Here is a 12,327-nt window from a genome sequence, read left to right as displayed (position 1 = left end):
TGGAACCCCCTACCCAGGCGAAAATGTAGTCAAAACTATCGTTGGGAAAGGAAAAGGACATGCAGCAATATGCATTGCCTCTCAAAGTTGTTCACTTTTGTGTAGCCTTTTTGGTTTTGGGTCTTTTGGCCTTGGGGCTATATATGAAGGGCGTTCAGGTCATTGAGGATTTGATATTTTATTACAACCTTCACAAATCTCTTGGCGTGTTGTTGCTGGGGTTGATGATCGTGCGGATTTTCATGCGCAAAATATTTGGGGCGCCTGCCAATCTGGATGGTCATTCAGATTTGGAGCTTAATCTCGCAAGATTGGTGCATTTCGCATTTTATGCACTTTTGGTGGCGATGCCATTTTCTGGTTGGTTAATGTCAAATGCTGCAGGTTTTTCCGTGGAATTTTTCGGGGTGTTTGCGCTGCCGGACTTGTTGGGCAAAGATGATGAACTCATGGTAATTTTGCAAGATGTTCATTTTTCAGTCGGCGTTGCTTTATTTGCCATCATACTGCTGCATGTCATCGGATTAGTAAAGCATCACTTTTTTGACAGGGATGAGACATTGAGCCGAATGACTTCTTCGAAATTAAATGCCTCCCTGGGGAGCGGTGTTATTGCGGCCGTTTTTTTCGTTTTATTGATTGTTGCTTATCTGTGGGTCTCTGGTCTTGGTGTGCATAATGACACCCATGGCGATGCTCACGGCGCGGCTCATGAGGCTGCTGATGGAGATACGCATGAAGCCGCTCTTGATGAAGAAGAAAGGGGAATACACTCAAAAAATTAGAGTAAATTTTTTGATTGAGAGTGTAGGAGAGGGGGAGATATCTCTCCCTTTTCAATTTTCTGATATTACCTTTCGGGTGTATGCAACGGGTTTCTCGATTCAACTTTGTAAGGGCGGGAACATAGTTAATAGATGGCGAGTGCGGCGAGAGCGATGGTCGAGAGGAGCACCTTGGGGCAGTGGTCATAGCGGGTAGCGACGCGCCGCCAATCCTTCAGCCTGCAAATATAATCTCGATCCGATTGCGGTGCTTGTCGCACTTCACCGTTTTCTTACGCTATTTTCGGTCAGGGATACGGGAGCGTAGCCTTTTGTCGTTCGGTGTTTCCGGAAACCTGTCGGCATCATAGCGACGGTCTCTGCGATTCATGTGCGCTCTCAACGGTCTTTCATTTCTGATAAGCGACCGATGATTGGTCTCTGCTAAGAAAGGCCGCAAATGTACTGAACGTATTACGGCGAATTAACGAAAACGCGCCCGGTTCGCAAATGTATCAAAATGTATGCTTGAGGTGGAGCCTCGCACTGGCTAGCTAGCCATAGGGAAAGCAAACGGAGCTGTTTGATGCGCTCAAAAACGGGAAAGCTGTGGACATCGTTGACGCTGGCACTGTTGCTAGCGCTGTCCGCACTTTTCGCGGCCTTGACGACAGAAGTGGAAAATCAGGCTGAGGTTGTTCCTGTTGCCCTGCATGAAGCGGCACAGTGGCACAGCCATTCCAGCTCTGGCCTATGCCACAAGGCAGCGGCCTGCGAGGTGTCGGCCGCATTGCAGCCTTGGCAGCAAGTTTCCATAATCGAAAAGGCGGGAAAACTGGCGGTGGCCCTGAGTGATTCTGTCTTGGCTTCGGTGGCACTCGAAGCGCACCTTCCACCTCCCAAAACCTGATCAAAAGCACCTGCCCTCTCCCTGCTTGCCATTACCTTTGCTTGAAGACTGCAGCAGTGCGTAATTGCGCCGCTCTATGAGTGAGCGCTGCATCGGCTGAACCCAGCGCGCAAAGAAACTGCATTTGCGGATGCTTGCAGGGGATTACCAGACCAACATCTCAACAGACCAAAGGACTGACGATGCTATCCATCGCACCTTGGCGCACGGCCTTTGGCGGCTCAGCGGATCTTCTGCGCGCCAGCGGTGAAGATAACGGTGTGCTCTCGGTCGTCTTCGGGTCCCGTTTGATGTTCTGAACCCTGACACCGGGCCGGGACAACCCGGCCCGGTGCATCCCCTTCCTGCCATGGTTCCGGCGGTGGAAGGGAAATTTTTCCTATCGAAATCAAGGAGACAAAAATGAAGAAACTTTTTCTTTTCGCAGTACTGGCCACTCTGACCGGCGCACCTGTTGTGGCCGGTGTTTCGGGCCACGGCGACGGTCATGGCGCCCATGACAGCCGCGGCGAACAGATGGCGGCTGGCATGCCCGGAAACCGCAACAAGGTTAGCCGCACAGTGAAGGTGAAAATGAAGGAAACCGACGACGGAGAGATGGTATTCACTCCCTCTGCCTTGGAGTTTGAGCAGGGCGAAACTATTCGCTTTATGGTGGTGAATGAGGGTGAGCTCGACCACGAATTCGTCCTTGACACACCGGAACGGAACGCCATGCACAAGCAGGCAATGTCGGCCCAGATGCAAATGCACAACACACCGAATGCCGTCACTTTGGCACCCGGGAAACGCGGCGAAATCATCTGGAACTTCAGCAATGACGGCATATTCGAATTCGCTTGCCTGATCCCGGGGCACTATGAATCTGGCATGTACGGCCAGATTGCGGTTCAATGATCGGCTGAGGGTTGCTGCCTGGTTCCTCAGGTAGCAGCCCTGCAGCGCGGCAGCTCCAATGGGGCTGCCGCATTTCCCTCTATCTCAGCGGACTTACTTCAATGCCGCCCGAGCACAGGTTCCCGCACTATCATTCTTTCGCCCATAGGGCCGCTAACTGGCTGGGCTTCAGTTATGATGAAACTTCTCCGGAATGGGTGCATCCGGTTATGCATCTGGTATTGCTGCTAGCTCCGGCTTTGCTGGCAATCTCCGCGGCTAGGCTGCTCGGCCGGGCCGTCCATCTGCGCCTTGCGCGTTCCACCTCTAGGCCTGTGACCCATACGACCGTGTCCATCATTGGTCTCGACCGGAACCTAATTTCGCACATTCTCCAGACCACGCGCCGACAGCAGTTTTTCCTACTGTTTCTGAGCCTGTCTTTGTTGCCTGTGTTGTATCTATCGTTGGAACTTCCCAAGCAGATAGTGAATAACGTATTGAGCAAATCGCACGCACCGCTGAGCCTGTTAGGATATAATCTAACCGCCACGCAGCATCTGGCAGTTCTAAGTGGTGTTTTTCTGCTGGCAATCACGTTGAATGGTGTCGGGAAGTACCTGCTGAATGTGCTGAAGGGGCGGCTTGCCGAACGCTGTCTCAGACGTCTCCGGCTGCTCATCTATTGTCATTGGCGTAAACAAATCGGCCAACCACGAAAAAGCGAGCTTCCGCAAATTCTGGGGCCGGAGGCAGAGCCGATTGGCGGCTTTGCAGCGGATCTGGTTGCGCTTCCGGTGACCCAGGGCGGAACGTTGCTTACCATCCTGCTGTTCATGTTCATTCAGGATCCGATCCTGGGTGCTGCTGCACTGACTGTTCTGCCGCTGCAACTGTTTCTGCTGCCCTATCTGCAGAGGATCTTGAACCGGCTGAGCCGGGAACGTATTTAGGAGATGCGTAGACTTACCTGCAGTCTGACAGAACAGCTGAATCCGGCGCAGGACGGCCCCGGAGATGTGCTGCTTACAATGGCCTCGTTGCGGCAGTTAGAGGCGATCCGCAGGCGGATCCACCGGGTGAAGTTCTTTGCCAAGGCGTTGAACAATTTTTTGACCGCGTTGACGCCGTTCCTCTTCTATTCGCTAGGTGGATACTTTGTACTTGAGGAGCGCATCACTCTGGGCGCTCTCATCGCGGTACTGGCAGCGCATAAGGATTTCTCAGCTCCACTGAAAGAGCTGTTCCGCTTTTACCAGCAACTCGAAGATACCCGGATACGCTACAAGGAAATTCTGGGGTTTCTGTTGGAACAACAGCAAGCGGGTTTGAGTTCGTCAATGAAAAGCTGACATTCAGCAGCGCTGCTCCCGCAGCAGTGTATGTTTGCATGTGCGAGAGGGGGGATACGGAAGTGGTGCCGTACAGCATTCAACATTTTGTGTGCTAAACTACTTCGTAGTTACCCTTGCAAAATTCATGGTCCTGGCAGGTCACCTGCCATGTTGATGGGGCTGTTGCGATGGCGGGCGCAGCCGCAGAAACAGACCCTCGAACAGAAAAACAACTACCATACCGGCGATGGCAATCAGCACGATCGACGGATCAGATTGCCACTTCATCGCTGCAAAGGCCGCGAGCACGACAGCGTCCAGCCCGATTGCCGTCAGTAGGATCCAGCCTTGGGCGCCGACCTCGTCACGAAGGTTTCGGAACACCCCCCAGTGGATGAGGATATCCATCACCAAATAGAAGAACACGCCGAGCGATGCGATGCGGCTCAAGTCGAAAAAGACAGTGAGCAGTGACGCCACTACCACCGTGTAGACCAGCGTGTGATCGCGCACGACACCCGGCATGCCGAAATGGCTGTGCGGAATCAGTTTCATTTCGGTCAGCATTGCCAGCATTCGCGACACTGCAAAGACACTGGCAATCAGGCCCGAGGCGGTTGCAATCAGCGCCAGCCCCACGGTGAGGTAGAAGCCTGTGCGTCCCAGCGCGGGCTCAGCGGCTTCCGCCAGAGCATAGTCCTTTGCGGCCACGATCCGCTCAAGTGGCAGGCTGCTGCCGACGGCCAAGGCCACCAGCAGGTACAAGATCGTGCAGATCGCAATAGAAATCACGATGGCGCGTCCGACGTTACGGTGCGGATCGGTGATTTCGGCGCCGCTGTTGGTTATGGTGGTGAAGCCCTTGAAGGCAAGAATGGCCAGCGCCATCGCAGCGATTAACCCGGTGGCGCTGGTGGTGCCAGCGGCCTCGGCGCTACTGCCTGTAGCCTCAAAGGTGACACCGCCAACCCAGAGTGCGGTGATGCCGAACAAAAGGATCCCCCCGACCTTGAGCGCAGCCATCAGGATCGAGAGCCAGCCGACCGAGCGATTTCCCGACACATTGACGAGCCAGGCGAAGAGGATCACCGTAACGCCGATCGCGGGGACCAGCCAATTGTCACGAGGTATGTCGAGACCGCGCAAGAGGTAGTTGGCAAAGGTCCGCGCCACGAGGCTTTCGTTGATGACCATCGACAGCGCCATGAGCAGCGCGGCTCCAGCAGCGACCGTGGTTGGCCCGTAGGCCTTTTGAAGGATCATGCCGATGCCCCCCGCCGAGGGGTAGGCGTTAGACATCTTGACGTAGGTATAGGCACTGAAGCCGGTAATGACGGCCCCGGCGACAAAGGCGAAGGGAAAGAGCGGGCCAGCAAGTTCTGCGATTTGGCCCGTCAGCGCGAGAATTCCGGCCCCGATCATGACACCGGTGCCCATGGCGACAGCGTCCAGCAGCGTGATGGTGTTTTCCCGATATTCGGACCTCATCCGGTTTTTCCCTCCTTTTGTGGTCGTCTGTTTGGCTGTCGTTTTGCGGACTTGCCGCCACGCAGGGCCAGCAGCACCAAAGGCGCCGCGGTCAGCAGGCCAAGGGCAAGGAAAAGCCACTCCGCCGTGCCAAAATCTCCCGCCATCGCAGCGCTTCCGAAATGCGCCAGTATGAAGCTTGTTGGCAGGATCCCGGCCAGGGTGGCCAGTGCAAAGCGCCAGAAGTGCAGGCGGCTCAGCCCAGCGGCATAACTCATTACGTCAAAGGACACGAAGGGCAGCAAGCGGCTCACAAAGACAGTCAGAGTCAGTGCGTTCTGGGAGCCTAACAGGCCACGACCAGTCTTACCACCGAGCAGACGCTCAACCCTATCGCGCCCGCCGCCGCGCGCCAGAAGGAACGCCAAGATTGCGCCCATTTCAGAGCCGAGCGCGACGTAGACCGCCCCAAGGTAGTGCCCGTAGGCGGCCCCGGCAGCGAGAGCAATCGGCGCACTCGGCAGCGGGCTGGCCACTACGGCTGCCGTCATCAGGCCGATCACAGCAAGCGGTCCCCAGGCTCCGGCAGAGGCAACCAAATGCGTGACCCTGTCCTGATTGAGCTCTGCTGACCACCATCCCGCACTCCAGGTCACGAACAAAGTCACTAACAGGGCCAATAGACCCAAGGTCGCGGCAACGGTTCCGAGGCTGCGCTGCCTTCGCTGTTCGCGGTGCTTGGTCATGTCTTGTCTTTTCGTCGGGCTTGTCACTCAGACGGCGGTCGTGCAGAGGGCGCATCGAACGGTTTCCGAGCGACAGGGGAGTGGCCCGGCCGATGTGACCGGACCCAAGGTAAAGGGGCCGATGCAGGATTACTCTTGGTCCGACATGCCCTGCATCATCTGATGCCCGCCCATGCCTGTCCCGTGCATGCCGCCGTCGTTCATCCCGTTCCCATGCATGCCTTTCCCGTTCATCCGTTTCATCCGATTGGCGATGGCGCTCATTTCATCAGAGGTGATGGCGCCATCCCCGTCCGCATCCAGATGCTGGAAACGGTCTACCATCGTCTCGCGCAGCATCGCGGCGTGCCAGACCGAAAATTCGTCAAGGGACAGGGTGCCATCACCGTCGGCGTCATAGTCTTTCAGGCCCGCCTGCATCTTTTTGCCAGGCATGCCATCCATCATGTCCGCCCCCATCATGGTCCGCATCATGTCGCGGTCCATCCGGGACATGCCGTGCCGTTCGGCGCCGCCGCCGTGCATTTGCATCATCTTATGCATCATGTGTTTCATCATCATCTCGTGGCGGTTGCCCTCCATCTGAGGCTTTTCATCCCCCATATGTGCCCCGCCGGTATTGCCTCCGTGATGGCGGCTGTCGGCCAGAGCGCCGCCGGCGGTGAGCAGGGAAACGGCGAGAATGCTTGCGGTTTTTACAAATGTCGGCATGAAATCCTCCTTTGCTTCGGGTAGATACTCATCACCTTGGGATGATTGCGCAGAATGGAAGGCCGTCGCATCATCAGAATTGTAACGGTCTGTCGCAAGCCGACTGTCTGATACAATCCGCTACAATTGCGATGGTGAAATTCAAACGGTCTTTCCGGTAGGACAAAAGCATGGGACCCCAGCCGCATAAATACTGGGGAGCCTGACGTGCTTCGATCAGGCGCGAGCATGAATTCTTAAGTGCTGTGAGGGCTAGCGTTTCGGTTGCGAAGAAAGTGCTATTGTCCTCGGATTTCGCGGCATTTTCTAGGCGAGATCCAAAGATGAGGTGTGATAAAGGCTAGCGCGGCGGGCGCTTGAGGTATTTGAGGGCTCTGCCGCGCCGAGACTGACAATCTGTAAGATCAAACCTTAAGCCTCTCACTGAATAGATGGACAAGTGGGGCAGGTCAGGTTCGCCGTTTAATCCCCAGAGCTAGCCGAGAAGTCGCCAGCCATATCGAACGATTTTGGCCGCAGCTGCGGCCCTGTTTGTTGTACCCAGCTTGACCAGGATGGATTCGACATGCGCATTTGCCGTTCTGAGCGTGATGCCAAGATTGCCTGCAATATCGAGACTTCGCCGTCCGTCGGCTAGCATTCCGGCAGTCTCTAGCTCACGTGGGGTGAGTGGAGGCGCGATCTGTCCTAGATCACAGAGGATCAGGTAATTTCCGTGTTCCCCGAAGTAAGAGGCGCGGGTGCTCCAAAGGCGAACTGAATGCAGCCCGTCCTTGCCGCGGACCAGCCAGTTGGAAGCCCCAGGCCCGATTTTGGACCAAGCCTGCTCCGGTATGACATTTTTTTTCAGCCCCAAGGCGTCGGTGCCATGTAGCGTCAGGACTATGCCGTCGTTGTTAATTGCATGGACCGCTTCGATCTCACTGTCGTCTTGCTTTAAGATGTTACGAAACGAGATGGGATCCAGCACGTTTGCGATAGCCGTTGATGCCTCGTCGAGAAGCGCACGGATGTCGTCATCGACGCTCCCCGCCTCTGCAAATGACAAGTTTTGAAATCCAACCAATCTGCCGGAAGAGTTCAATAACGGGGTTGTCACACAGTCATGGTGTCCTTCTTCCTGGATGCAGCAGCTAAGAACGTTTAGGTCCGGATCTTGGCCCCATTGCACATCGTTACGCCTCAGAGACTGCGGCTTTGAAAACAGGCCAAGCGCTGAAAGCTCTCTGCGATATTTTTCTGATTGCAAATGGGACAGCATTCGATGGCTGTACCCGGCAGAGAAACGCGACTTGAGGCTGTCGTCATGCGAAACAATTAAAAAATTGGACGCCACGATGGGTGCATGGGAATTTAGGCTGGCAACGATCTCTTGGACCTGAGCTTTGCGCGACAAGGAAGATGTTGTGATCGCGGCAATCTCTCCTAGGGTTCTGCGAAAATTTTGAGTACTCAGGTCCATGTGTATAGTTTGGCTGAGCCAAGAATACTGTCAAGGCATGGAACATGGAAACTGCACCTGTAAAGGTTATTCGACCCTGGAAAAGCTCACGGGCAGTTCGGAGCCGGTTGTCTCCGATAGCCAGTTGACAAGCCTTACCAATGGAGCGCGAGGGGCGATAGATTTTGGCCAAACGAGATAGTAGCGGTGCGGCAGTTCCATTGGTTTTCCGAAAGCTCTGACCAGCCGACCCTGCGTTACTGCTCTGGTCGCAATAAATTCAGGTAGGAGCGCCACACCGAAGCCAAGCGCCGCCGCCTCGGCCATGGTAGAAAATTGATCGAACAGCATTCCGTGCAATTTTCCTGCGGAGCAGTCGTGGTGTTCGAACCAGTCCTCCCAGGCGCCCGGTCTGGATTCCAGGTGCAACAACGGCAATTCGAGCAGGTGCTCAGCCGCGGTGGGAGTGCGCGCGAAAAGATTTGGCGAACAGACTGGGACAACTTGCTCGCGTGCGAGTTCAAGATAATCGACGCCCTGCCAGTCACGTGCTCCAAAGTGGATCGCCGCGTCGAATTGTTCGCGATTGAAATCGAAAAAGCCCAGCCGCGTTCCTAAATTGACAGTCACGTCGGGGCTTTCTTCCGAGAATTGTTTCAGCTTTGGCGCGAGCCAATGCGTCCCAAAGGCGGGAAGCGTTGCGAGTGAAAGGCTACCGCCCTTATGGTTCGCCTTGATCCTGAGTGAAGCACGCGCGAGTTTTTCAAGGCAATCGCGCACCGAATTTGCGTAGTCCTTACCTGAAAGGGTCAGCGCCAAACCATGCCCACGGCGTTCGAACAGGGCGGTGCCGAGTTGTTCTTCCAACACCTTTAACTGACGGCTGACCGCCGAATGCGTTAGGGACAATTCTTCTGCGGCTGCAGTGGCTGTCCCAAGGCGCGCGACTGCTTCGAGGGCCAGTAGTGAACTGATCGACGGGAGGAAACGACGCGGTGCCAGCATGTGAGTTTTTCTCCAGGTGTGTTGAGAACAAGTCGTTTTAATTATGGATTGCATGAATGGTAGTGTGACGGGAAGAGAAAACAGGTTATATTCCAGCAAAGGCGGCATCTGCCATGAACGCATCTACTGAATTTCGACGCGCAAAGCGTATTGCGTCGGTTGAGATTTCCGAAATCGTGCGCCTATCTGAACAGGCGGCAGCCATGCGTGCCGCTGGCCGAGACGTCATCGCGCTTTCGACTGGGGAGCCAGATTTTCCGACCCCGAGACACGTAGTCGAAGCCGCGCACCGTGCAGCACTGGCCGGGCAGACCCGATACACCGCAACCGCCGGGACTCCGGAACTGCGCGACGTCGTTGCTGCCAGGGCAGGGGTCGCCCGAGGTGAAGTCCTGATCTCCACCGGGGCAAAGCAGGTTCTGGCCAACGCCATGCTAGCGACGCTTGACCCCGGTGACGAGGTGATCATCCCCGCGCCCTTCTGGTCATCTTACGTTGATATTGTGACAATGGCAGGAGGGTGTGCAATAACCGTGCCGTGTCCGATGTCTGCCGGTTTTAAGCTCTCTCCGGAAGCGCTGGAGCAGGTGATTTCTTCAAAAACTCGCTGGCTGATGCTGAATTCGCCTTCTAATCCAACCGGGGCAGTCTATAGCGCTGATGAACTTCGGGCTCTCGCGGAGGTTCTTGCGCGCTATCCGCATATCTGGGTCATTTCTGACGAGATTTACGAACACCTCAACTATGTGCCGGTGGTGTCATTCCGACAAGCCGTTCCGGAAATGCAAGGTCGAACACTGATCGTGAATGGCGTTTCAAAGGCCTGGTCTATGACGGGCTGGCGCATTGGATGGGGGATCGGGTCGAAGGACCTTATCTCTGCGATGACTGCGGTGCAGGGGCAGGTGACATCCGGCTCCTGTTCAGTGTCGCAGGCGGCTGCATTGGCGGCGTTGACGGAAGAGGACAGGCACCTGCAAGTCCGTCGGGCAGCCTTTCTGGCGCGACGGGACCGACTGGTGGATGGTCTCAATCGGATTGTTGGTATCGAATGCCCGACGCCGGACGGGGCATTCTATGTTTTTCCGTCGATAGTTGGACTAATGGAACGGGGTAATTTTGCATCGGATGCAGCATTCTGTACCTGGCTATTGAATGAAGTCGGCGTCGCCATCGTACCAGGACGGGCATTCGGTCTGGACGGTCACGCGCGTATTTCTTTTGCCTATTCCGACGATGAACTGGCCGTAGGATTGGCGCGGATTTCCGGTGTAGTCGACCGGTTCTGCTGACCTCGGCTATTCAAAGCGACAAGTTTAAACTGAAAAAATCAGGGGCCCTCAGAACGCCTGGGGAAGGAAGTTGCCATGAAGGACTGTGAGACGGCCAAGTCACTTGGCCTAGAGGTGCAGCCAGAAAATCACTGCGCGCCATTTGAAGCGTATGTCGTTGGCACAGGGGGCAGGTTTGAATTTTGATCATCGTGGAAATCTGTGGCAGCAGACTTGCGCCGAGGATCCTGGCGCAGGTCCACTTGGTCGAGATCTGAGGGTCGATCTTGCAGTGGTCGGGGGCGGATTCACCGGGGCCTCTGCAGCTCTTGAGGCCGCATCCCGTGGCGCTTCGGTGGCTGTGCTCGAGGCCGAAAGTTTTGGTCAAGGTGGCTCTGGCCGAAATGTGGGCTTGGTGAACGCCGGGCTTTGGCTTGCGCCCGATGAAGTCATACGTCAGATGGGCCACGATTCTGGACGGCAGTTGATCTCGGTTCTCGCTACCGGGCCGGACCGGGTATTTTCTTTGATCCGGTCACACGGAATAAATTGTGATCCGGTACAAAATGGAACACTGCATTGTGCTCATTCGCCGCGTGGATTGCGGAATTTGCAAAATCGGCACCGTCAGGGCACATCGCTGGGTGCGCCTGTGCAGTTGTTGTCAGCCGAAGAAACTATCCGACGCACCGGGGCAGCGGGGTTGCATGGGGCGTTGTTTGATCCGCGTGCCGGCACGATCCAACCGCTGGCCTATTGTCGGGGGTTGGCGCGCGCAGCCCGAGAGGCTGGAGCTCAAGTGTTCTGCGAAACGCGTGCGACGGGCATCAGCAGAAACGGTGATCTATGGCATTTGACTGCCGGAGCGCACAATGTGCGCGCTAGATCACTGCTGGTGGCAACCAATGCATATCACGAGCCATTGACGGGGCTGAACGCACCACAGTTTATTCCTGTAAGCTTTTCGCAATTCGCAACTCAGCCTCTCTCCGCGAAATTGCGTCAGGAAATCTTGCCGGGTGGGGAAGGGTGTTGGGACACAGCCCTGGTGATGAGTTCGTTTCGGACCGACCGGGCAGGGCGCCTTGTTTTTGGTGGAATTGGTAACTGGGAAGGGGCAGGCGGAGGAGTGCATGCAAGGTGGGCAATGCGAAAGCTGAAGCGCCTGTTCCCAAAACTGTCGGGGTACACGCTCGAACATGCGTGGAGTGGCAGGATTGCGATGACTAGTGATCATATTCCAAAAATCGTCGAGTTCGGGCCACGTGCATATGCCTGCACGGGCTATTCTGGTCGCGGGATTGCTCCAGGAACGCTGTTCGGAGCCGCTGCGGCCAGGGGTTTGTTGGCAGAAATGCCAGAGGACTTGCCGATCCTGCCTGTCCGAAATCACGCAGAACGCTTCAGAGGCACGCGTGCTGCATATTACGAACTGGGTGCGACACTCACTCATGCCATAAAGCCGCTGCCATGAAGCTTGAAACGTTACTTTTGAGTCAAGGGCGCAGCTGGATCTCAGTGTGTGCAGGCATTGTCTGCCCGTGGCAGGCTCTTTGAGAGCATAGGCACAAAGTATCCAGCACTGTATTGGTATTTCTTCCAATATCTCGTGTCGTTCGGGGCTCGTAGAGTTCTTCCACATAACAAAACAGGGAAGAAATCATGAACCTCGAAGAATACACGGGCCACGATGCGGTGGGATTGGGGAACCTCGTCGCGAAAGGTGAAGTCAGTTCGGAAGAGCTAGTCGAACTCGCACGAAAGGGCATCGAGAAGACCAATCCGGAACTGAATTTCCTTGT

General features: G+C 55.6%; 12 protein-coding genes and 1 pseudogene. 7 read left to right on the top strand and 6 right to left on the bottom strand.

Annotated features, from left to right (window positions below):
- Window positions 1-59 precede the first annotated feature (59 nt).
- Window positions 60-785 carry a cytochrome b gene (locus SM764_RS22235; RefSeq protein ID WP_369002836.1) on the top strand — a complete coding sequence of 242 codons (726 nt, stop codon included), beginning with the start codon at window positions 60-62 and terminating at the stop codon, window positions 783-785.
- Between the two features lie 125 nt (window positions 786-910).
- Here the strand turns inward: SM764_RS22235 and SM764_RS22230 are convergent.
- Window positions 911-1,143, bottom strand: a pseudogene (locus tag SM764_RS22230) (IS5/IS1182 family transposase); the annotation flags it as partial.
- A gap of 207 nt (window positions 1,144-1,350) precedes the next feature.
- Between SM764_RS22230 and SM764_RS22225 the strand changes: the two are divergent.
- The 4 genes from SM764_RS22225 (at window position 1,351) to SM764_RS22210 (ending at window position 3,902) form a co-directional block, all read left to right on the top strand.
- The gene (locus tag SM764_RS22225; RefSeq protein ID WP_368999920.1) at window positions 1,351-1,674 is read left to right on the top strand and encodes a hypothetical protein; all 324 of its coding nucleotides are present in this window, start codon (window positions 1,351-1,353) and stop codon (window positions 1,672-1,674) included.
- 402 nt (window positions 1,675-2,076) lie between these two features.
- Window positions 2,077-2,571: a cupredoxin domain-containing protein gene (locus SM764_RS22220; RefSeq protein ID WP_368999917.1), complete on the top strand. Its 495-nt coding sequence runs from the start codon at window positions 2,077-2,079 to the stop codon at window positions 2,569-2,571.
- Window positions 2,572-2,672: 101 nt separating this feature from the next.
- Window positions 2,673-3,503, top strand: a complete 831-nt coding sequence (locus SM764_RS22215; protein ID WP_369002835.1) for a 6TM ABC transporter family protein — start codon at window positions 2,673-2,675, stop codon at window positions 3,501-3,503.
- A gap of 3 nt (window positions 3,504-3,506) precedes the next feature.
- Window positions 3,507-3,902: a 6TM ABC transporter family protein gene (locus SM764_RS22210; protein WP_369002834.1), complete on the top strand. Its 396-nt coding sequence runs from the start codon at window positions 3,507-3,509 to the stop codon at window positions 3,900-3,902.
- 141 nt (window positions 3,903-4,043) lie between these two features.
- Here SM764_RS22210 and SM764_RS22205 read toward each other — a convergent pair whose 3' ends face one another.
- From SM764_RS22205 to SM764_RS22185, 5 genes are all read right to left on the bottom strand, one after another.
- Window positions 4,044-5,372: an APC family permease gene (locus tag SM764_RS22205; protein WP_368999915.1), complete on the bottom strand. Its 1,329-nt coding sequence runs from the start codon at window positions 5,370-5,372 to the stop codon at window positions 4,044-4,046.
- On the bottom strand, window positions 5,369-6,097 hold the full coding sequence (locus SM764_RS22200) for a TVP38/TMEM64 family protein (RefSeq protein WP_368999914.1): 729 nt from the start codon (window positions 6,095-6,097) through the stop codon (window positions 5,369-5,371). The genes SM764_RS22205 and SM764_RS22200 overlap by 4 nt, the downstream gene beginning before the upstream one ends.
- A gap of 129 nt (window positions 6,098-6,226) precedes the next feature.
- The gene (locus SM764_RS22195; protein WP_369002833.1) at window positions 6,227-6,808 is read right to left on the bottom strand and encodes a calcium-binding protein; all 582 of its coding nucleotides are present in this window, start codon (window positions 6,806-6,808) and stop codon (window positions 6,227-6,229) included.
- Window positions 6,809-7,283: 475 nt separating this feature from the next.
- Entirely contained in the window at window positions 7,284-8,270 is a 987-nt protein-coding gene (locus SM764_RS22190) for a helix-turn-helix transcriptional regulator (RefSeq protein ID WP_369002832.1), read from the bottom strand.
- 66 nt (window positions 8,271-8,336) lie between these two features.
- Entirely contained in the window at window positions 8,337-9,254 is a 918-nt protein-coding gene (locus SM764_RS22185) for a LysR family transcriptional regulator (RefSeq protein WP_369002831.1), read from the bottom strand.
- Window positions 9,255-9,457: 203 nt separating this feature from the next.
- Between SM764_RS22185 and SM764_RS22180 the strand changes: the two genes are divergently transcribed.
- Window positions 9,458-10,546, top strand: coding sequence for a pyridoxal phosphate-dependent aminotransferase (locus tag SM764_RS22180; RefSeq protein ID WP_369002830.1), 1,089 nt, complete (start codon window positions 9,458-9,460; stop codon window positions 10,544-10,546).
- Window positions 10,547-10,721: 175 nt separating this feature from the next.
- Window positions 10,722-11,999 carry an NAD(P)/FAD-dependent oxidoreductase gene (locus tag SM764_RS22175; RefSeq protein ID WP_369002829.1) on the top strand — a complete coding sequence of 426 codons (1,278 nt, stop codon included), beginning with the start codon at window positions 10,722-10,724 and terminating at the stop codon, window positions 11,997-11,999.
- The last annotated feature ends 328 nt before the right edge of the window (window positions 12,000-12,327 follow it).

The organism is Pseudophaeobacter sp. 1A16562, assembly GCF_041008785.1.
GTDB classification, from domain to species: Bacteria; Pseudomonadota; Alphaproteobacteria; order Rhodobacterales; family Rhodobacteraceae; genus Phycobacter; species Phycobacter gallaeciensis_A.
The sequence above is the reverse complement of the archived record's forward strand: the minus strand, read 5'-3'. Positions and strand labels throughout refer to the sequence as shown.

Bases quoted from the DNA above. Each gene is read 5' to 3' on its own strand.
- SM764_RS22235 (WP_369002836.1), top strand. From the start codon at position 60: ATGCAGCAATATGCATTGCCTCTCAAAGTTGTTCACTTTTGTGTAGCC.
- SM764_RS22225 (WP_368999920.1), top strand. From the start codon at position 1,351: ATGCGCTCAAAAACGGGAAAGCTGTGGACATCGTTGACGCTGGCACTG.
- SM764_RS22220 (WP_368999917.1), top strand. From the start codon at position 2,077: ATGAAGAAACTTTTTCTTTTCGCAGTACTGGCCACTCTGACCGGCGCA.
- SM764_RS22215 (WP_369002835.1), top strand. From the start codon at position 2,673: ATGCCGCCCGAGCACAGGTTCCCGCACTATCATTCTTTCGCCCATAGG.
- SM764_RS22210 (WP_369002834.1), top strand. From the start codon at position 3,507: ATGCGTAGACTTACCTGCAGTCTGACAGAACAGCTGAATCCGGCGCAG.
- SM764_RS22205 (WP_368999915.1), bottom strand. From the start codon at position 5,372: ATGAGGTCCGAATATCGGGAAAACACCATCACGCTGCTGGACGCTGTC.
- SM764_RS22200 (WP_368999914.1), bottom strand. From the start codon at position 6,097: ATGACCAAGCACCGCGAACAGCGAAGGCAGCGCAGCCTCGGAACCGTT.
- SM764_RS22195 (WP_369002833.1), bottom strand. From the start codon at position 6,808: ATGCCGACATTTGTAAAAACCGCAAGCATTCTCGCCGTTTCCCTGCTC.
- SM764_RS22190 (WP_369002832.1), bottom strand. From the start codon at position 8,270: ATGGACCTGAGTACTCAAAATTTTCGCAGAACCCTAGGAGAGATTGCC.
- SM764_RS22185 (WP_369002831.1), bottom strand. From the start codon at position 9,254: ATGCTGGCACCGCGTCGTTTCCTCCCGTCGATCAGTTCACTACTGGCC.
- SM764_RS22180 (WP_369002830.1), top strand. From the start codon at position 9,458: ATGCGTGCCGCTGGCCGAGACGTCATCGCGCTTTCGACTGGGGAGCCA.